This window comes from Desulfurobacterium sp. (assembly GCF_027028515.1).
Taxonomy (GTDB): domain Bacteria; phylum Aquificota; class Aquificia; order Desulfurobacteriales; family Desulfurobacteriaceae; genus Desulfurobacterium_A.
This window is the reverse complement of record NZ_JALVIW010000041.1, coordinates 1-18503: the sequence shown is the minus strand read 5'-3', so window position 1 is coordinate 18503 and position 18503 is coordinate 1. Positions and strand designations below refer to the sequence as shown.

The following is an 18503-nucleotide window of genomic DNA, read 5'->3' as shown; positions in this document are numbered from 1 at the left end:
TCCGGCAAATATAACGTTGAAATGCCCTGATAAGCGTGAGGGGTTGATGTGTTTTGTTTGATGTGTTTTGTAAGAAGTGTTTAAATAATTTGAAAATTCTCACTGGTGATTAAATGAAAGTGAAGGGTTTGCTTGAAATGTTAGGTGCTACTTCTATATGGGGTAGCGTTCCTCTGATGGGCATATGGTCAGGACTGCCGAGCGGGGTTTTCGTGTTTTTTAGAGTTCTCTTTGCCTTTCCGTTTGTCTTTTACTTTGCAGTTAAAAAGGATTCTCTGAAAAGTTTTTTCAGTCTTAAACCGTTCTGGCCTCTGCTTTTAAGCGGTGTTATGCTCGGCGTTAACTGGATTTTCTTTTTCTGGGCAGTTAAGGTTACAGATGTTGCAACCGTTGTAACCATCTACTATGCAGGTCCTGTTATTTCCATTCTTTTAGCGGTTCTATTTTTGAAAGAGAAGATGAATGTTTTTACAGTGCTTTCTATCTTTTTAGCCTTTGCCGGTGTCGCTGTCAGCAGCGGCGGATTTAATATAGATAAAGGTGCACTTATTGCACTGCTTGCCGCTGTCAGTTACGGGCTTCTCGGGTTTTTCTCAAAGGTTTCCACAATTCACCATAAAGCAGTTACAGTTACCGCCTGGCAGGTACTTATATCAATTTTTATTACCCTTCCTTTTCTGTTTTTAGCTGACTGGCATTTTACCGTGAACGGTTTTTTGGTTACTCTTTTTGCAGGTGTTGTTCACACGTCACTTGCCCTGTTCCTCTGGTATGATTCTCTTAATTACATTAAAGTTTCGTTTGCTTCTATCCTGCAGTATCTTGATATCGTTTTTGCCGTTATTCTTGCCTATATTTTCCTCTCTCAAGTTCCGACGGAGCGTCAGATTTTGGGCGCTGTTCTGATTGTGTCAGCAGGCGTTTTGATTTCTCTGAAAGAAGTAAATGTTGAAGTCAGGAAGAGAAAAACGGCGTAGATGCTTCCATTAACATTGTATTTGTCATATATTTACAGATACAATTGAAAGAATATGTTTTTGTTTTTCTGTTTTGCAGGAGGAAGAATGCAGATTTACGTTTTTAAGTGTAATGAGTGCGGGAAAGAGTTTGAAGTTGAAATCTTTGCACCGCTTCAGGTTCTTGATGTTAAGTGTCCCGAATGCGGTTCTGATGATGTTGAGGTGATAAACATCATCAATATCTGTTCACCGTTTGGCTGAGGCTGATTTACAGGGGAAGGTTTCCCCTTATCTGAAATCACAAAAAATTAGATAAACTGTTGCGTAGGCGCCTTTCGGAAGGGAAAAAGATATAAAGTCGTTTTTAATTTCTGCTTTAACCGGAAGGTAAGTTTTCCTGAAATCACCTTTGATTCTCAAATTCTTTAAAGTTCTGATGAAATCGTCCATTGAGATATCTTTCTCTGACAGCACTTTTTTGTAGAAGGGCAGACTTTCCCTGTAGTCTTTTTATAACCTGCAATTGTCCAGAATTTTGGGACTTTTTCTCTGATTTTTTCAAGAGATTCTGAAGGTATAAAAAAGCGGAAACCTTCACAGTTTTTAAATTTTCCTTCCACCGTTTCGGATAAGTAAAGTTTTAGCGTTTCATTCCACAAGAATGAGAGAAAGGCATCTATTAAAAAATTTTCCCGCCACTTTAGCTTTCCTGGTTTTTCCATAAGCTTTTTAAAAAGTTTTTCCCCTTTATAAACGTTTCCCTTTAATCTCTGGATTCCGTAAAAGTTTATGAAGTAATTGGCAGGTTTAACCTTTTGCCCGTGCAATTTTATGTAAAATCGGTTTCCCTTCAGGTGTCCGATTTTTATTTTCTTTGGGATTTTTCCGATAAATTTCAGAAAATAAGCACCGTCTTTTAAATTTTCTCTTACATAGTTGCCTTTAAATTCCGGGAATGAAACGTGCTGAACTGTCACGGCTGTTTTGTCTTTGAGTCCTGCGTAGGAAAAGCCTAAAAGGGATGCAAGCTCTCTCGTTGTGAGGTTTTTCTTTGTTAAAAGGTATAAAAAGTGTGTTCCGTTTTCATCTATTTCAAAAGAAGCTTCTTCAATGACTATAAAATCTTTGGGTCTCTTTTTTATCTCTATCATTTTTAGTTTGCCGAGATGTTTTCTCTAAATCCCAGAGCTTCAATGATGTGTTTTGGCTGGATTATATCTGATTCATCAAGGTCTGCTATTGTTAACGAGAGTTTTAGGATTCTATTGTAAGCTCTCGCAGATAGTGCATAGGTTTTAACGGCGCGGTTTAGTATCTCTTCCGCCTTATCTGTAAGTTTACAGAATTTTTTTATGGCTTTTGAGTCCATCTTTCCGTTGAACGAAAACGGCAGTCCTTTAAATCTCTCTTTTTGCCTTTCGTGGGCTTTTGTGACTCTTTCTCTGATTTTTTCAGAGGATTCGCCCTTTTCCATCTTTGCAAGCTCTTCGGGCTTTACGGCAGGTAAAGATACGTGAATGTCTATCCTGTCAAGTATCGGTCCTGAAACCTTTGAACGGTAGCGTTTAACCTGGGCAGGTGAACATGTACAGTAGTGAACACCGTCTTCAAATCCGTAAAAACCGCAGGGACAGGGATTCATGGCTGCTACAAGCATGAATTTTGCCGGGAAGGTTACGCTTCCTGAAATTCTTGAGATTGTAACTTCTCCGTCTTCTATCGGTTGTCTCAAGGCTTCAAGGGCAGAACGTTTAAACTCTGGAAATTCATCAAGAAAGAGAACGCCGTTGTGGGCAAGGCTCGCCTCGCCGGGTCTGATACTGCTTCCCCCACCTATCAGTGCTACATCTGATACGGTATGATGCGGCGCACGGTAGGGTCTTTTCGTTATTATGCCGCTTAACATTCCTGCGGCACTGTATATCTGTGTCGTTTCTATGATTTCCTTTTCTGTCATTGGCGGCAGTATTGTCGGGATTCTCCTTGAAAGCATTGTTTTTCCTGAGCCCGGCGGTCCTACGAAAAGTATGTTGTGCCCGCCGGCTGCCGCTATTTCAACGGCTCTTTTGGCGTGATACTGGCCGGCAATGTCTGACATGTCAACGGTAAAGCTGAAGTTATTTTCTGTTAAGTTTTTTTTAACAGGTTCTATTTTGATGTCGCCGTTTAAAAAGGCAACTGCTTCTGAAAGGTGCTTAATCGGGATTATTTCAATGCCGCTTATTAAAGAAGCCTCTTCAGCGTTTTCTGAAGGTAAAATTATCCCTCTGTAACCTTTCTTTTTTGCAAGTATAGCTGCAGCAAGGGCACCTTTTACTTTTCTTATCTCACCTTTGAGACCAAGTTCGCCGGCTATCAGATATTCGTTTAGCCTTTCGCCTGAAACGATGCTCTGTGCCACCAATATGCCGATTGATATGGGAAGGTCGTATATCGTTCCCTCTTTTTTGACATCTGCCGGCGCAAGATTTATCACTATTTTCTTTGCAGGAAAGGGATAGCCCGAATTTACGATTGCCGCTTTTACCCTTTCTCTGCTTTCTTTTACGGCAGAATCCGGAAGTCCAACAACGATGGTGCCCGGCATACCTCTGCCGGCATCAACCTGAACCAGAACCTCAACTGCATTAACACCTATTAGCGTGTAGCTTTTAACGTTGGAAACCATAAATTGATTTTACTAAAAATTTTGTTTCGGTGCTATTTGCCGGATTTTTCTGAAAAGAGACAGCATTTCAGTTGGCGGTATCTCTTCGGCTCTCTTTTGGAACATCTCTTCCAATTCTGCTGAAGGCGGTTTTCCTATGTTGTTTTTCAGCTTTTTCCGCCTGTTTGAGAAGGCTTTTTTCAAAAAGCTTTCAAATTTTTTAAGTTCTTTTTCTTCCATTCTAAAACCTAAAGGGGTCATCTTAAAAACGGTTGACCAGACTTTAGGCGGCGGAACAAAGGCACCAGGCGGGACGTCAAAAAGTTTCTCTATTTTGAAAAAGTTTTGAAGCAGCGCCGGCAGGTAGCCGTAATCTTTTCCCACGGTGCTGGTTAGCCTTTGTGCCACCTCTTTTTGAGTCATAAATATGACTGTCTGAACGCTGTCAATGTAGTTTAAAAGGTTTCTTATTATTGCGGTGGAAACATTGTAGGGAAGGTTGCCTAAAACTTTCAGGTTGCTTCCCACCTGTGACAGGTCAAATTTTTTTGCATCTTCGTTTAAAATTGTGAAGTTTTTACGGGTTTTGAACTTCTCTTTTAAAAATTCCACCATTTCAGGGTCTATTTCAACGCATACGAGGGATTGGGGGTTTCTTTCTAAAATCTCTTCCGTTAAGGCACCGCCGCCGGGACCTATTTCAACGACCGTATCGTCCGTTTCTATCCCGGCGGCATCAACTATCTTTTTTATGATGTTTCTATCTTTTAAAAAGTGCTGTCCGAGGGATTTTTTAAGTCTTGGAGGTTTATTCTTCAACAATGCCCTCTCTTTTAAATGCTTCTTCAATTGTTGAAATGGTTTTTTCTATCAGGTCTTCACTTTCGGCTTCCACCATTATTCTGACCAGAGGTTCCGTTCCCGAATACCTTACAAGGATCCTTCCCCTGTCTTCAAGTGTAAGTTCTGCATCGGCGATTGCCTTTTTGACCTCTTCTAACCTGTCTATAGGTTTTTTCTCTTTAACTTTAAGGTTTACAAGCTTTTGGGGATACTTTTTAAACACGTTTGTAAGTTCACTGAACGTTTTGCCGCTCTTTTTAAGAATTGAGGCAAGAAGGATTGCTGTCAGAACACCGTCGCCTGTTTCCATGAACCTTTTTATTATTATGTGGCCGGACTGTTCACCACCTATGATAGCGCCTACTTCTTCCATCTTTTCCGATACGTGTCTGTCGCCAACAGGTGTTCTGTAAAACTCTATGCCTTTCGACCTTATATATTTTTCAAGTCCAAGATTGCTCATAACCGTTGCAACAACAGGTTCTGATTCACCAAAGTAATCAGATAGAAGGGCTATTATTTCATCGCCGTCTATAATGTTTCCTTTTTCGTCAACTGCAACACACCTGTCAGCGTCGCCGTCAAAGGCAAATCCGACATCTGCTTTTATCTCTTTTACCTTTTCTGCGAGAAATTCAGGATGTGTAGCGCCGCAGTTTCTGTTTATATTGAGGCCGTCAGGTTCTGCGTTGTAAATGAACACTTTTGCGCCTAAAGCTTTAAAAACTTCCGGTGCTATCATGTAGGCTGCACCGTTGGCACAGTCAAGGGCTATTCTAAGTCCTGCAAGGTATGTTCCGGCTTCTTCAAGGAATTTTGCGTAGCTTTCAAGAAGTCCTCTTCCATCAAAGATTCTGCCTATTTCAAGAGCTGATGCTTTTGGAAGTTCGTACTTGTTGAATATTACAAGCTCGAGGGAGGCCTCTTCCATCTCTGAAAACTTTTTTCCTTCCCGATTAAAGAACTTTATACCGTTGTACTCTGCGGGGTTGTGGGATGCAGAGACCATAATGCCCATTGATAGGGAAAAGTTTTTCACCATGTATGAAATAGAAGGTGTTGTTGTCGTTCCAAGATACGTAACGTCAATGCCTGTAGCGGTCAGTCCTGATATGAGGGCTGAAATTATCATATCAGAAGAGGCGCGGGTGTCTTTTCCAATCACAACTGTATGTTTTTTGTCGGGATACTTGGCTTTAAGGTAGCATCCTGCTGCCACGCCGATTTTTTGCGTCATTTCACAGGTTAAAGGAAATTCGTTTGCCACGCCGCGGATACCATCAGTTCCAAAGAGTTTCTTCTTCGGCATTATTACCTCCTGATCAGCTTCACTTTCACGCTTTCCGGGAAAGTTCTGTAAGGGGATTCTATTTTAGCGTAAATGGTTGCGCTTGTTTTCAGGTTGTCCGTGTTTATGGGTTCTGTTTTTACCAATTTTACTTCTGCCGCTTTTGATTGAGGCACGTAAACGGTTACGTAGTTGGGTGTTACTATTTTGGCTTTGAATTTGTGTCTGTTTTTGCCAGTTAGGACAACTTTTACCGGAGTAAGTTTTTCTATGACTTTTTCAAGTTTTAATGTAATGGTTTTTGTTTTAACACTTCTGATAGAGATGTCCGGAAGTTGCGGTTTAAGTGTTAACATTGAAAGGTTAACGGGTAAGGTTATCGTTCCGTTATCTTTAGTGAAATGAGCGGGTAGGTTTATGTAGAGTTCTCCCTCTTTTTTAATAAATTCTATGGATTTTTTTGTTCCCTCAACTTCGACTGTTAATTTTTCCGGTTTGTAGCTTGCCACATTTACGGTTGCCGGTGTTATTATTTTTACGGGCAGTTTTACAGTTAAAACGATGAATTCCTGCTTGGCAGCTAAGAACCACAGCAGAAAAGAGAATATCACTGCCAGCAGTTTGTAGTGAAAGTTTTTAAATATTGTATCAACTATCTTTTTCAGCATTTTCGCCCTTCAAAAAAGTGGTAAGTAGTTCTTTCAGCGCATTTTTCGTTTCTATCTCTTTTACAAGAAGTGACTTCAAGATTCTTTTCAACCTCTGGGGTTCAAGGTTTTTAATCAGTTTTCCATGGTAAGCTATTGATATGTTTCCCGTTTCTTCAGAAACGATAACGGCTATTGCATCGGTCTCTTCCGTTATTCCCATAGCTGCTCTGTGCCTTGTTCCCACCACCTGTGGAAGTTTGGTGTTTAACGTTAATGGTAAAAAGACGCCGGCCTTTTTTATCCTGTCTTCCCTTACAATGACTGCGCCGTCATGTAGCGGCGTTCCCGGCCAGAATATCGTTATTAGCAGTTCTTTTGATACCTCACCGTCAATTTCTGTTCCGGCTTCTGCGTAGCTGTCCGTCTTTACGTCTCTTTCAATGACTATTAGCGCTCCTATTTTGTCCTCTGACATGGTGGCAGAAGCCCTGACAATTTCGTCAATGACCTTTTCTGCTTCGTATCTCTGGGCAAACAGTCCCATCTGCCCTTCGCCAAGTCTTGCAAGCAGTTTTCTTATTTCAGGCTGGAATATCACGATGAGGGCAAATATTCCGATGGTTAGAACATTGTTCAAGAGGAAAGAGAGAGTGTAGAGGTCGAGGATTCTTGCCAGGACGCTTAACATAACGATTGTCATTATTCCAAAGAGGATCTGTATCGCCCGCGTTTTGGATAGATAGATTAAAACTCTGTATATAAGGAAAGAGACAAGTCCTATATCTATCAGGTCCCTGATTGTTATTTGAGGTAGAATGTTTAGCATTTAAGCGTCCTCTATGGCAAGTAGTATGTCTAAAAACTGCTTCGTCTCTTTTACATCGTGAACTCTTACAATTTTCACACCGTTTAAAACGCCTTTAACTATTGATGCTAAAGAGCCGGCGACTCTTTTTTCCGGATTTTCTTCGCCTGTTACCATTTTTATGAAACTTTTTCTTGAAGTGCCAAGCAGAATTGGAACGCCAAACCTTTTGAATTCGTTAATCCTTTTAAGAATTGTAAGGTTATCTTCAAGCCGCTTCCCAAAACCTATTCCCGGGTCTATGATTATCTGTTCCTTTTTAACCCCTTTCTCTTTAGCTTCTTTTATGGTCTCTTCAAAGTATTGGCATAACTCTTTTATTACGTCTTCGTAGTAGGGGTTTTTCTGCATGTCTCTCGGTGTTCCTTTTATATGCATGAGAACGGCCGGGACGTTTCTTTCAGCTACCAGTTCTGCCATTCTGTTGTCAAAGTGGAAACCGCTTATGTCGTTTATTATGTCGGCACCTGCGTTTAAGGCTTCCTCCGCTACTTTTGATTTGTAAGTGTCAACGGATATAAAAACGCTCGGAAACTCTTTTCTTATTGCTTCTATCACTGGAACAACTCTTCTCATCTCTTCTTCAAGTGGGACAGGTTCGGCGCCAGGTCTTGTAGATTCACCGCCAACGTCAATTATTGACGCTCCGTCTTCTATCATTTCCTCCGCGTGCTTCAGGGCTCTATCGACGGTTGTCCACTTCCCGCCGTCAGAAAAGGAATCGGGGGTCGTGTTCAAAATGCCCATGATTGTAGGCTTTTCAAGAGAAAGCGTTTTTCCGTTTGCTTTAAGCTCAAACCTTGTGTTGGAATCGGCCTCTATCAGCCTCTTTATTTCGTCAGCAAGTTTTTTAAGTCCGAAAGGTTGCTTTTTCATTCTTTCAAGGAGTTTTTCAATAGTTCTGAGAGAACCGATAAGGACAGCTGTGCACGTTTTACATGTGAAAGAAGAAGCTTCTCTTGGTAGGGCGCAGTCGCCTCCTGAAGCTATTGCGTCCTGCTTTAGAATGTTGGCTGCCCTTGTGTCTATTCCTTCTATTACAAACGTATATAGAATGCCCTTTTTTGAGAGAATGTCGGCACCTTCAGGTGTGTTTCCGATGGTAAGCAAGAACTCTTTAAGTTTACTTTTTGTAAATTTTCTTATTGTTACGAACATAGTTTGCCCCGTAGTTTAAAATAGAAGATGATGAGTTAAATTATACCTATAAAGCAGCGTGTGAATAAAGGGGAAATATGGCTATCGTTATAACTGCTCATAAGAATATGGATCTTGATGCTCTTGGAGCTGTCATTGCAGTTAGGAAACTTTATCCTGATGCGGTTGTCGTCCTTCCGGGGACGAAAGGTAAAGATGTTATTAAGGTTCTTGAAGAGAATCCGAAACTGCTTGATTACGTTGATGAGACAGGTTTTAACGGTGAAATAGAAAAGCTGATTGTCGTTGACACGTCGGACATAGAGAGAATACCTGAAGTGGTTAAGGATAAAATAGCGGGGAAAGATGTTCCCGTGATTATTTATGACCACCACACACGGGAAACTTCAGGGTTTAAAAACGTAAGGCTTTACTTTAAGGAAACTGGAGCGGTAACTTCCCTTCTTACTATGATTCTAAAGGGTAAGGGAATAATCCCTTCGCCACTTGAAGCTTCAATAATGGCTTTAGGAATCTATTCTGATACGGGAAGTTTTCTTTTTCCAGGCACGTCCTCCCTTGATCACATAGCGGCCGGTTATCTCTTTTCAATCGGCGCCAATCCGGAAATAATAAAACACTACCTTCCAAGGGAGTTTTCACCGGAAGAGATTGATATTTTGAAGGTTTTAAAGGATAACGTTGAAATTCTTGAGATTAACGGTAACAGGATAGCTCTTACCACTGTGCAGTTTGATAAATACGTGGGAGATATTGCCCACCTCGTCAGTAAACTGCTTGACATCAACAACTATCCTGCCTTGATAGCCGTGGCAGGTGTTGAAGGGACAGTATTTGTAATAGGTCGGTCAAAAACGCCCCTTGTGGATGTGTCAAGACTTGCAGAGAAACTTGGCGGTGGAGGGCATTCGGAGGCAGCTTCGGCAGTAATTCGGGATAAGACGGTTTACGAAGTGAAAGAGAAAGTGATAGAAGTGCTTAAAGATATTGTTTATCCGGCAAAGGTGGCGGGAGACATTATGTCTTCACCGGCACAAACTGTTAAAAAGGATATGACCGTAAAAGAGTGTCTTTCGTTTCTTATGAAGCAGGGAATAAACGCTGCGCCTGTCCTTGATGATAGGGGGATGCTTGTAGGTATCATAAACAGGAGCTTAACCGATAAAGCATATTACATGGGAATGGACGATGAACCTGTTTCAACGGTAATGGAGAGAGAGTTTTCTTGCGTTTTTCCGGATACACCTGTAAGTGAAATTGAGGAGATTATAGTTTCAAACCAGCAGACGCTTGTTCCTGTCATAGACAGGGGTAAAGTGGTCGGTGTCATAACGAGAACGGATGTTCTAACGAATCTTTATCGTGATGAGATAGATGAGTCGGAAAAGTTTTATATGAGGCGTTCATCTTCGCCTCACTTTAAAAATGTGAAACAGATGTTAAAGGAAAGGCTTCCGGGAAAGGTTTATGAACTTTTGAAGAAGGTTGGTGAAGTTGCAACGGAAAAAGGTATAAGTGCTTACGTTATAGGTGGCTTTGTCAGAGATTTAATTATAGGAAGAAAAAACCTTGATGTTGATATTGTCGTTGAGGGCGATGCAACAAAGCTGGCAAAGGCGTTTGCTAAGGAGGTGGGAGGAAAAGTTCACGTTTTTGATAAGTTCAAAACGGCTACGGTTACGCTTTTAGATGGCTTTAAGGTGGATTTTGCCTCTGCAAGGACGGAGATTTATCGTGCACCCGGTGCTCTTCCAGAGGTGGATACGGCACCTTTGAAAAAGGATCTTTTCCGGAGGGATTTCACCATTAATACACTTGCCGTTAAGCTTAACGGCAGGGAATTCGGGAAGCTGGTAGATTTCTTTAATGGTTTGAAGGACATAAAGGAAAAGAAGATAAGGGTTCTTCACGCTTTAAGTTTTGTTGAGGATCCTACAAGGATTTTGAGGGCTTTGCGATTTGCCGTTCGTTATCGCTTTGATATAGGAAAACATACCGAGAAGCTTTTAAAGATTGCTGTTCAGAAAAATCTCTTTAGAACGGTTGAAGGGAAAAGGGTTTACCTTGAGCTTAAACATATTTTTGAAGAGGATAATCCGCTGAGGATTGTAAACCGAATGGAAGAATATGGAATACTTAAGGCTTTTAGCCCGCGGTTTATATGGAACAAAAAAAAGAGGGACTTTTTCGATAGGATAAGGAAGATAATTAATTGGCACAGGTTGACTTTCAGCAGAAGCAGGGTCGATTATCCGATTCTTTACTTTGCCGCTTTCTTTGAAAGTCTTCCTGCAGAGGAGATAGACAGGCTTTTGAAGGATTTTTCTGTTCCGGAAGATGAGGCAAATCTCATTAAAAATCTCATATATCGCGGAAAGCAGCTTACGACAAAACTTGAGAAAGGCAGTTTTACCAACAGTGAGCTTTTCGAGACATTGAAAAGAGAAAAAGAGGAAATGATTCTCTATGTCGCTGCAAGAACTACGAAAGAGGAATTAAAGCACAGGTTGTTGCAGTATCTTAAAGAGTGGAGAGATTTAAAACTTGCCATAACAGGAAATGACCTTAAAGAGATGGGGTTAAAACCGGGCCCTGTTTTTAAGGAGGTGCTGACGGAATTAAAGCACAGAATTTTGGATGGAAAGGTTGAGAATGAATATGACGCTTTGGAAGAAGAAGTGAAGAAAATTTTAAGAGAGAAAAAGCTTGAGCTTGTTTAATAAAAGGCGGGGATTTCCCCGCCTGGTTTAAGCTGTGGCCTTTTGCAGTTCTCTTTCCTGGTGGTTTGCCACGAAATCTTTTGCGTAGTGCTGGACGTAGAATCCAAGGAGAGGAATCTGGATGATAAACCCTAACACGACGAATAGCACCATCAAAGCTGCCTTGTCCACAGGGAATGTTATGAGAATTATTGCAAGTGTTATGTTAAGGTGCCTTACTGCTGATGCAAAAGCAACAACGATTGCCTCTTCAGGCTTTAATATCTTCCTTGCGACTAAGAACTTTGCATATATGGTGCTGAATATCAGCATTGAGATGTAGTAGATGATAAGCGGAATAACGATTACAGGCACGATGTCCGGATGAGAAAAGAGAAGCTTCGTTCTGCTCATTGAAAGGACTAAAAATGAGAGAATAACAATACCGATACTGCTTATTCCAGACAATTCGGGTTTGATTTCTCTGTTAAATGTTTCAATTCCAAACTTCCTTATGAGGAGTGTTCTTATTACAAGACCCACAAGGAGCGGTATAAAGAACACTATGAGAATGCTTTTGATGAACGTAAAGGAACTTATTGTCATCTGGCTTCCGATTACCTTTGGAAGTATAAAAGGAACAGCTACGAACGCTGCAAAGAGCAGATTGGCAGGAATCAGAAACATTGCCGTTTCGACTTTGCCACCTGAAATGCTGGTCCATGCTGCCGTCATGGCACTTGTCGGGATAAAAGATAGAATTGTCAGTGCAACGAAAAGTTCAGGGTGGTTGGCAAAGAAGATTTTTCCCAGAACGTATGCTATAAGCGGAGATACTGTAAAGTTTACTACAAGGCTTAAAAAGAGCACCTTTGGTTCTTTTAGGTGCTTGAAAACTTCATCTATCTTCAGATTTATCATTACAGGCAGAATTACCAGAAACATCATTACCGAGAGAATCACCGTTTTTGGCACTTTCCATCCACCTGTAAAGTAAACGTTTAAAAGGCCTGCAACGATTGCAGTTACTATAAGATAGTGAACATTTTTCTTTATAAACTGCATCGCTTTAAGTGGTGTTTTCATCACCTCACCTCCTGTTTCTATCTGTTCATATAAATATTGCAATTTTACAATAAATGTCAACCTCTTTGATGAAAGAAAATGGCGTTTCTAGGGGTGTTTCAGAGGAAAAGTGAGGATATGCTAACTAAGAGAGGTGTTGAAAAGTTTTCCGGTTTTTATTAATTCGTTCAGTTTTTTAGCACAGGTATCCGGAACGAGAAAGCGGACGTCCCTCCCCTGCTTTAGGCGGTTTCTTACTTCCGTTGAGCTTATCTCTATGAGTCTTCCGTTCATTATGAAGATATCTGCCGAGTTGATGTCGTTAGGTTTTTTTAACGTTCCCTCTTGTATTTTTTTCTTTACGTTTAACTGCTTCAGGATTTCTTCTGCTTTAAGGTTGTATTCAGGCCTTTTGACCACGATTATTTTAGCTATTTCAAGGATTTTTTTTGGTTCCTTCCATTTTGGAAATGTTAGGAAAGAGTCGGCGCCCATTATAAACACGGGAGGTTGTTTTTCATTCTGCTTAAAGGCTTTAAGCGTATCTATCGTGTAAGAAACACCTTCCTTTTTTATTTCGTAATCCCATACCTTAAAGTAGGGTATTTCTCTGACTGCTAACTCTAAAAGTTCTAATCTAACCTCCGGTGGAATTGACAGTTTCCCTTTTAAAGGCTGGATTTTTGCAGGAACAAAGACGATTTCCGAGAAGCTAAAGGATTCAAGGACATCCCGCGCTATGACGAGATGCCCTATATGAACCGGGTTAAAGCTTCCGCCAAACAGGGCTTTCATCTTTTCTCACTTTTAAACTTCTTTATTAAAGTTACCGGAATCCAGACAAATATGTTTACCAGAAACACTACCAGTAAAAATAGAAATATGTAATTGAAAATCTGTTCTCTCATGTTACTCCCTTATCTGTCCGTTGCCAAAGATTATGTATTTTGGAATTGTAAGGTCTTCAAGTCCCATAGGTCCTCTCACGTGTATCTTATCGGTAGAGATTCCCATCTCTGCACCGAGGCCGAAAACGTTTCCATCTGTGAAGCGGGTTGAGGCGTTTATGTAAACGGCAGCAGAATCGATGTCGTTGAGAAATTTCATGCCGTTTGTATAGTTTTCTGTCACTATGGCGTCGCTGTGGTGAGAGCCGTAGGTGTTTATGTGTTCTATCGCCTCTTCAAGAGAATCAACGATTTTGACGGCAAGTATCAGGTCAAGGTATTCGGCGTACCAGTCTTCTTCTGTCGCTTCTTTTATGTATTCCGGGTCGTAAGCTCTTGCCCTTTCGCATCCTCTAAGTTCAACGCCGGCCTTTTTAAACCTTTCTATCATTTCCGGCATAAATCCGTCTGCTATTTCGCTGTGAACGAGCATAGTTTCCATTGCGTTGCACACACCCGGTCTTTGAACCTTTGCATTGAAACAGATGTTCCACGCTTTCTCAAGGTCTGCAAACTTGTCAACGAACACGTGGCAGACACCCTTGTAGTGTTTTATTACAGGGATTCTTGAGTTTTCTGCAACAAATCTTATCAATCCTTCACCGCCTCTCGGGATTATCACATCTATAAACTGGTCTAACTGAACCATCTCTTTAACGATGCTTCTGTCGGTTGTATCAACAAACTGGATTGCCTCAGGTGGGAATCCTTCAGATTCAGCAGCTTCCTTTAAGATGTTTACAAGTACCCTGTTTGAGTTTATCGCCTCTTTACCGCCCTTCAGGATTATTGCGTTTGAACTTTTTATACAGAGGGAAGCTGCCTCTACTGTGACGTTTGGCCTTGATTCGTATATTATTCCCACAACACCTAACGGAACTCTCATTTTCCCTATTTTTATACCGTTTGGGCGCTTCCACATCTTTATCACAGAACCGACAGGGTCTTCCATTTTCGCAACATCATGGAGGACGTCGATCATCCCTTTTATCCTTTTTTTGTTTAAAAGGAGCCTGTCAATCATGGCTTTTGACAGGCCTTTTTCTTCTGCAGCTTTTAGATCTTTTTCATTTTCGGCTTTTATAAGGTCTCTCTTTGCATCGATCAGTTCCGCTGCTTTGAGCAGTGTTCTGTTTTTCACGTTCGTTGATATACCTGTCAGTTTATAGCTGACCTTTTTTGCTTCTTCAGCAATTTTTCTTATTTCCATTGATATCCTCCTCCAACAGTTTTAAATTAATTACAGGCATTTGCTCACCGGAGGTTGTCTGTGAGGATAAAAATTTTACCATTATTGGCCACTATCTCAACGATTGTTGTTCTTTCTGGATGTGGTCAGACGGTCGTTAACACGGGTGTAACGATTACAATTCCACCGAAAAAGGCAGTTCCAGAGGTTAAGGTTAGTGTTCCTTCTGTCAATCGTGAAGAGGAAGCTTTGAAAGAAGCTGAAGGAAAGGAGCCTCAGATTGAGGTTTCAAAGTATATATTTGAAAACGAAGTAAAGGCGTTTAGAGATTTAACCGGAGCAAAGGTTATTGCTTCTGTACCGCTGTTTGGTCATTTACCGTCTATTAAAGGTGACCTTTTGGTGGTTGAAGAGCCTCAAAGAGTGAGAATAATCATTAAGGATTCACTTATTTTTGAACTTAACAGGGATAGGATTGTCAACGATTCTGTTATAAAGGCGATTGCACAGTCCTTTAACGGTAAGAACTCTCTTTTAGTTATTGCTGGTTTTTCTGATAGCACGGGGACTGATGATTTTAACAATCTTATTACTGAAAGAAGAGCGGAAGCTGTTAAAAAAGAACTTGAAAGCTTAGGTATTCCATCTTATAGAATTTTAGCCTTTGGTTGTGGATCTTCTAAGCCAATAGCGCCCAATAGTACGGTTGATGGAAGGGCAGCCAACAGGCGTGTTGAAGTTTACGTCTATCCTGAAAATATGTACGTTGATAATGTGTGTGGACAGAGATGATGAAAGGAAAGCGGTTTTTTGTAAAGACTTTCGGCTGTCAGATGAATGTTAACGATTCGGAAAAGATGGCAGGAATACTTACCTCTGCCGGATACGAGAAGACGGAAAATTTAAAAGAGGCTGACATCGTCATTGTCAACACCTGTAGTGTTAGAGCAAAGCCTGATAACAAGGCTTACAGTTTTATTGGTGAACTTAAAAAATTAAAAAAAGAAAAGCCTGAGCTTGTCATAGCTGTTACGGGCTGTGTTCCTCAAAGGGACTGGAAATTTATTCTCGATAGATATCCTCATGTTGACATTATTTTGGGCACATTCAACTTTCACAAGATTCTTGATTTCATTGAGGCCCTGGAAAGGCCATCTGTAGAAATACTTGATACGTTCCTTGAAAATGAGGGCGAAATTGTTCCTTCAATAGAGCCGCTTTTAACCAATCCTTTTGTTGCTTACGTAACGGTTCAGCGTGGTTGCAACAGGTTCTGTACCTACTGTATCGTTCCATACGTTAGAGGGAGAGAGAGGAGCGTACCGCCTGAAAATGTTGTAGATGAGGTGAAAAGACTTGCGGAAAAGGGTGTTAAAGAGGTGCACTTACTTGGTCAGAATGTTGACTTTTACGATTACAACGGTGTCAGGCTGCCAGATTTACTCTACATGGTCTCTCAGGTTGAAGGTATTGAAAGGGTGAGGTTTACAACTTCTCATCCTGCCGGTTTTGATATTTCCATTATAAAAGCAATAAAAGAGATTCCGAAGGTTTGTGAGTATGTTCACCTACCGCCTCAGAGTGGTTCCAATAAAATTCTTGAGAAGATGAATAGGGGATACACCCGGGAAGAGTACATAGAGAAGGTTTTGATGCTGAAAGAGGAGGTGCCGAACGTAGCACTTTCAGGTGACTTTATTGTTGGATTTCCCGGTGAGACAGTTGAAGACTTTGAACAAACGCTTTCTCTTGTAGAAACCTGTGTTTTTGATCAGGCTTTTGTCTTTGAATATTCTCCAAGACCTTTAACGCGGGCGTTCTCTTTTGAAGATGATGTTCCTAAAAAGGAAAAGAACAGAAGGCTTACTGAGTTAAATAACCTTCTGAAGAGGCAGGCGGAAGAGAGAAACCTTGCCCTTCTTGGATCTGTTCAGGAAATTTTAGTTGAGGGCCTGAGTCCTTCAACCAGTGAGAAGATGATAGGACGGACGCGGAATAATAAGATAGTTATAGTGGATAGGAACGATTCTCTCATTGGTAATCTTATAAACGTTGAGATAGAGGAGGCAACACCGTTTTACATGAGGGGTAAAGTAATAAAACAGCTGGCAGGAGTGGAGAGATGGTAGAGGTGTCTGTTATAGGAATAACACACGATAGGTTGAGCGGTCTTCCTATCATTATTTTGGGGAACGTCGAGGAGAACTTTGCAATACCTATCTGGATAGGTGAATACGAAGCGGAGCTTCTTGAAACGCACCTTTTGGGAGCTGTTGCACCGAGACCTTTTCCATACGACCTTATATGTGACATGATTCAGGCTCTTGGAGGAGAGGTGGAGAAGGTAATTATTAATGACTTTGACAATGGAATCTACTTTGCCACCATTGTAGTTAGACGTTACGATGGTGAAGTTATAAACATAGATGCAAGGCCGAGTGATTCAATTAATGTTGCTGTAAGGCTGGGTGCCCCCATATATGTGACGAAAGATGTTATTCAGAGAGCTTCTATTATATCCCTTGACGGTAACCCTCACTACACGAGTGAGCAAAAGGCAGAGTTTGAAGAACTTTTAAAGTATCTTTTTGAAGAGGGAGAAGAAGAGTAATGGCAGTTATGGAGATTTCTGTTGTTCCTGTAGGTACGGGAGATCCGTGTGTTAGTGAATACGTTTCCTATGCTTATAAGTTTTTGAAAGAAAAAGGCTATCATTTTCAGCTTACTGCGATGGGCGTTATCGTTCAAGGTGAAGTTGAGGAGCTGCTTCAATTGGCTCTTGAGATTCATAGAAGGCCTTTTGAGAAAGGCGCTTTAAGGGTCATAACAGCGATAAAAATAGACGAGAGGAAAGATACGAAGTTAACGGTTGAGGGTAAGGTTAGTAAGCTGAAAAAATCCCTACAGTAATTTTATCCGCCGAAGAGCCTGATTCCGTGATAGAAGACAAAAGCAGTAATCCATGCTACAACAAGCTCTACTGTTAGTATAAAACCCACCCACTTTTTAGAACCGCTTTCCTGGTATATTGCTGAAATTGTAGCTATACATGGGATATAGAGAAGAACAAAAACTATGTAGGCAAAGGCAGATGCAGGAGTAAACGTTGTTTTAAGCACCGTTGACAGCATTTCTGCGTTTCCGTATAGCGTTCCCATTGTACCTACAACTACTTCTTTTGCAACGGCGCCAAAAATCAGAGCAACAACAGGTTTCCAGTCATTTATCCCTAACGGTTTAAACAGGGGTAAAAGCCATTTTCCTGCCATTCCGGCTACGGAGTGTTCGCCGGCGTATTTAACGCCGGCTGGAAAGCTTGCAAGGACCCATATTATTAGAGAGGCAAAAAGGATAATTGTTCCAGCTTTTGAGAGGAAGTCCTTTACCTCAATGACAGTCTGGTTAAAAACCACTTTTAGTGAAGGGAATTTATATGAAGGTAGCTCTATGAAAAATTCACCTTCCCCTTCATCAATCAAAAATATAGACATAGCCTTTGCAAATATAAGTCCCATTATAATGCCTATTGTGTATAGGCTTAATACAATAAGTGTTCGTTCGTCCCTGAAAAAGGCTGCTATGAAAACGCTGTAAACGGCGAGTCTTGCACTACATGACATCCACGGAATTATCGTCATTGTTATAAGCTTGTGAACCGGCGAGCGCATTGCCCTTGTTGCATAAATTGCAGGAACGTTACAGCCGAATCCCAAGATAAGGGGGATAACGGAAGAACCTGACAGTCCAAAGTGCCTCATAAAGTTATCCCAGAGTGCTGCTGCTCTTGCCATGTAACCTGTATCTTCTAAAATTGAAAGGAGTATGTATAGGACAAAAAGAATGGGAAGGAAAGATAAAACAGAACCTACACCTGCCAATACACCGTTGTTTAAAAGTGATTCTATTGTTTGAGGAAAGGAGAATGCTTCTACCATTGCGGGCAGAGTTTCGCCAAATAGGTGGCCTATCCACTCAACAAACGGTGTGCTGAATGTAAAAGTTAACTTGAAAACTGCTGCCATTATGGCAAAAAATATTGGTATTCCTGTAATCGGTGTGGTTATAAATCTGTCAACTTTATCCCTGAAGTCTTCCTCTTCCTCTGCTATGTAGTCTGTCTCAATTACAGTTCTTGCAATGCGGGAAGCCATTAAGAATCGTTCTTTTGGTATTGCCGATGATATTTCTTCTCC

At 41.0% G+C, this 18503-nt stretch carries 19 protein-coding genes; 7 read left to right on the top strand and 12 right to left on the bottom strand.

The window, feature by feature from the left end; translation table 11 throughout:
• Positions 1 to 113 precede the first annotated feature (113 nt).
• Together MV676_RS03775 and MV676_RS03770 are read left to right on the top strand one after the other, a co-directional pair.
• A complete protein-coding gene (locus MV676_RS03775; RefSeq protein ID WP_297445402.1) occupies positions 114 to 977 on the top strand; it encodes a DMT family transporter in 864 nt (287 codons plus the stop codon).
• 87 nt (positions 978 to 1064) lie between these two features.
• On the top strand, positions 1065 to 1220 hold the full coding sequence (locus MV676_RS03770) for a zinc ribbon domain-containing protein (RefSeq protein ID WP_022846941.1): 156 nt from the start codon (positions 1065 to 1067) through the stop codon (positions 1218 to 1220).
• Positions 1221 to 1247: 27 nt separating this feature from the next.
• Here the strand turns inward: MV676_RS03770 and MV676_RS03765 are convergent, their stop codons facing one another.
• From MV676_RS03765 to folP, 8 genes are read right to left on the bottom strand one after another with little or no spacing between them, the layout of a single operon-like run.
• Positions 1248 to 1409 (bottom strand): tRNA pseudouridine(13) synthase TruD, encoded by a 162-nt coding sequence (locus MV676_RS03765; RefSeq protein WP_297445400.1) that lies wholly within the window; start codon positions 1407 to 1409, stop codon positions 1248 to 1250.
• Entirely contained in the window at positions 1385 to 2110 is a 726-nt protein-coding gene (gene truD / locus MV676_RS03760; RefSeq protein ID WP_297445399.1) for a tRNA pseudouridine(13) synthase TruD, read from the bottom strand. Before truD ends, MV676_RS03765 begins: the two co-directional genes overlap by 25 nt.
• Positions 2111 to 2112: 2 nt before the next feature.
• Entirely contained in the window at positions 2113 to 3627 is a 1515-nt protein-coding gene (locus MV676_RS03755) for a YifB family Mg chelatase-like AAA ATPase (RefSeq protein WP_297445397.1), read from the bottom strand.
• A gap of 12 nt (positions 3628 to 3639) precedes the next feature.
• Complete coding sequence (gene rsmA / locus MV676_RS03750; RefSeq protein WP_297445395.1) at positions 3640 to 4425, bottom strand: 16S rRNA (adenine(1518)-N(6)/adenine(1519)-N(6))-dimethyltransferase RsmA; 786 nt, start codon at positions 4423 to 4425, stop codon at positions 3640 to 3642.
• Positions 4415 to 5758, bottom strand: a complete 1344-nt coding sequence (glmM, locus tag MV676_RS03745; protein ID WP_297445393.1) for a phosphoglucosamine mutase — start codon at positions 5756 to 5758, stop codon at positions 4415 to 4417. Before glmM ends, rsmA begins: the two co-directional genes overlap by 11 nt.
• A gap of 2 nt (positions 5759 to 5760) precedes the next feature.
• A complete protein-coding gene (locus tag MV676_RS03740) occupies positions 5761 to 6405 on the bottom strand; it encodes a hypothetical protein (RefSeq protein ID WP_022846936.1) in 645 nt (214 codons plus the stop codon).
• Positions 6386 to 7213 (bottom strand): diadenylate cyclase CdaA, encoded by an 828-nt coding sequence (cdaA, locus tag MV676_RS03735; RefSeq protein WP_022846935.1) that lies wholly within the window; start codon positions 7211 to 7213, stop codon positions 6386 to 6388. Before cdaA ends, MV676_RS03740 begins: the two co-directional genes overlap by 20 nt.
• Complete coding sequence (gene folP / locus MV676_RS03730; RefSeq protein WP_297445392.1) at positions 7214 to 8410, bottom strand: dihydropteroate synthase; 1197 nt, start codon at positions 8408 to 8410, stop codon at positions 7214 to 7216.
• Positions 8411 to 8487: 77 nt separating this feature from the next.
• On the opposite strand from folP, the gene MV676_RS03725 reads away from it, so the two are divergent.
• Positions 8488 to 11130 (top strand): CBS domain-containing protein, encoded by a 2643-nt coding sequence (locus tag MV676_RS03725; protein WP_297445391.1) that lies wholly within the window; start codon positions 8488 to 8490, stop codon positions 11128 to 11130.
• Between the two features lie 27 nt (positions 11131 to 11157).
• Here MV676_RS03725 and MV676_RS03720 read toward each other — a convergent pair whose 3' ends face one another.
• The 3 genes from MV676_RS03720 to MV676_RS03710 form a co-directional block, all read right to left on the bottom strand.
• Entirely contained in the window at positions 11158 to 12195 is a 1038-nt protein-coding gene (locus tag MV676_RS03720; RefSeq protein WP_022846932.1) for a bile acid:sodium symporter, read from the bottom strand.
• A 120-nt stretch (positions 12196 to 12315) separates the two neighbouring features.
• Positions 12316 to 12969 (bottom strand): nicotinate-nucleotide adenylyltransferase, encoded by a 654-nt coding sequence (gene nadD, locus MV676_RS03715; RefSeq protein ID WP_297445389.1) that lies wholly within the window; start codon positions 12967 to 12969, stop codon positions 12316 to 12318.
• A 114-nt stretch (positions 12970 to 13083) separates the two neighbouring features.
• Positions 13084 to 14331 carry a glutamate-5-semialdehyde dehydrogenase gene (locus tag MV676_RS03710; RefSeq protein WP_297445388.1) on the bottom strand — a complete coding sequence of 416 codons (1248 nt, stop codon included), beginning with the start codon at positions 14329 to 14331 and terminating at the stop codon, positions 13084 to 13086.
• A gap of 60 nt (positions 14332 to 14391) precedes the next feature.
• On the opposite strand from MV676_RS03710, the gene MV676_RS03705 reads away from it, so the two are divergent.
• Genes MV676_RS03705 through MV676_RS03690 form a run of 4 tightly spaced genes read left to right on the top strand, consistent with a single transcriptional unit; the run spans position 14392 to position 17220 of the window.
• Positions 14392 to 15102: an OmpA family protein gene (locus MV676_RS03705; protein ID WP_022846928.1), complete on the top strand. Its 711-nt coding sequence runs from the start codon at positions 14392 to 14394 to the stop codon at positions 15100 to 15102.
• Positions 15099 to 16439 (top strand): tRNA (N6-isopentenyl adenosine(37)-C2)-methylthiotransferase MiaB, encoded by a 1341-nt coding sequence (gene miaB / locus MV676_RS03700; RefSeq protein WP_297445386.1) that lies wholly within the window; start codon positions 15099 to 15101, stop codon positions 16437 to 16439. Before MV676_RS03705 ends, miaB begins: the two co-directional genes overlap by 4 nt.
• Positions 16433 to 16921, top strand: coding sequence for a bifunctional nuclease family protein (locus MV676_RS03695; RefSeq protein ID WP_297445384.1), 489 nt, complete (start codon positions 16433 to 16435; stop codon positions 16919 to 16921). The genes miaB and MV676_RS03695 overlap by 7 nt, the downstream gene beginning before the upstream one ends.
• The gene (locus MV676_RS03690) at positions 16921 to 17220 is read left to right on the top strand and encodes an MTH1187 family thiamine-binding protein (RefSeq protein WP_297445382.1); all 300 of its coding nucleotides are present in this window, start codon (positions 16921 to 16923) and stop codon (positions 17218 to 17220) included. Before MV676_RS03695 ends, MV676_RS03690 begins: the two co-directional genes overlap by 1 nt.
• 2 nt (positions 17221 to 17222) lie before the next feature.
• Here the strand turns inward: MV676_RS03690 and feoB are convergent.
• A partial coding sequence (gene feoB, locus MV676_RS03685) for a ferrous iron transport protein B (RefSeq protein ID WP_297445380.1) occupies positions 17223 to 18503 on the bottom strand: 1281 nt, incomplete at its 5' end.

What these genes read in the sequence shown, in the direction of transcription:
- MV676_RS03775 (WP_297445402.1), top strand. Translation starts at nt 114, where the DNA reads ATGAAAGTGAAGGGTTTGCTTGAAATGTTAGGTGCTACTTCTATATGG.
- MV676_RS03770 (WP_022846941.1), top strand. Translation starts at nt 1,065, where the DNA reads ATGCAGATTTACGTTTTTAAGTGTAATGAGTGCGGGAAAGAGTTTGAA.
- MV676_RS03765 (WP_297445400.1), bottom strand. Translation starts at nt 1,409, where the DNA reads ATGGACGATTTCATCAGAACTTTAAAGAATTTGAGAATCAAAGGTGAT.
- truD (WP_297445399.1), bottom strand. Translation starts at nt 2,110, where the DNA reads ATGATAGAGATAAAAAAGAGACCCAAAGATTTTATAGTCATTGAAGAA.
- MV676_RS03755 (WP_297445397.1), bottom strand. Translation starts at nt 3,627, where the DNA reads ATGGTTTCCAACGTTAAAAGCTACACGCTAATAGGTGTTAATGCAGTT.
- glmM (WP_297445393.1), bottom strand. Translation starts at nt 5,758, where the DNA reads ATGCCGAAGAAGAAACTCTTTGGAACTGATGGTATCCGCGGCGTGGCA.
- MV676_RS03740 (WP_022846936.1), bottom strand. Translation starts at nt 6,405, where the DNA reads ATGCTGAAAAAGATAGTTGATACAATATTTAAAAACTTTCACTACAAA.
- cdaA (WP_022846935.1), bottom strand. Translation starts at nt 7,213, where the DNA reads ATGCTAAACATTCTACCTCAAATAACAATCAGGGACCTGATAGATATA.
- folP (WP_297445392.1), bottom strand. Translation starts at nt 8,410, where the DNA reads ATGTTCGTAACAATAAGAAAATTTACAAAAAGTAAACTTAAAGAGTTC.
- MV676_RS03725 (WP_297445391.1), top strand. Translation starts at nt 8,488, where the DNA reads ATGGCTATCGTTATAACTGCTCATAAGAATATGGATCTTGATGCTCTT.
- MV676_RS03720 (WP_022846932.1), bottom strand. Translation starts at nt 12,195, where the DNA reads ATGAAAACACCACTTAAAGCGATGCAGTTTATAAAGAAAAATGTTCAC.
- nadD (WP_297445389.1), bottom strand. Translation starts at nt 12,969, where the DNA reads ATGAAAGCCCTGTTTGGCGGAAGCTTTAACCCGGTTCATATAGGGCAT.
- MV676_RS03710 (WP_297445388.1), bottom strand. Translation starts at nt 14,331, where the DNA reads ATGGAAATAAGAAAAATTGCTGAAGAAGCAAAAAAGGTCAGCTATAAA.
- miaB (WP_297445386.1), top strand. Translation starts at nt 15,099, where the DNA reads ATGATGAAAGGAAAGCGGTTTTTTGTAAAGACTTTCGGCTGTCAGATG.
- MV676_RS03695 (WP_297445384.1), top strand. Translation starts at nt 16,433, where the DNA reads ATGGTAGAGGTGTCTGTTATAGGAATAACACACGATAGGTTGAGCGGT.
- MV676_RS03690 (WP_297445382.1), top strand. Translation starts at nt 16,921, where the DNA reads ATGGCAGTTATGGAGATTTCTGTTGTTCCTGTAGGTACGGGAGATCCG.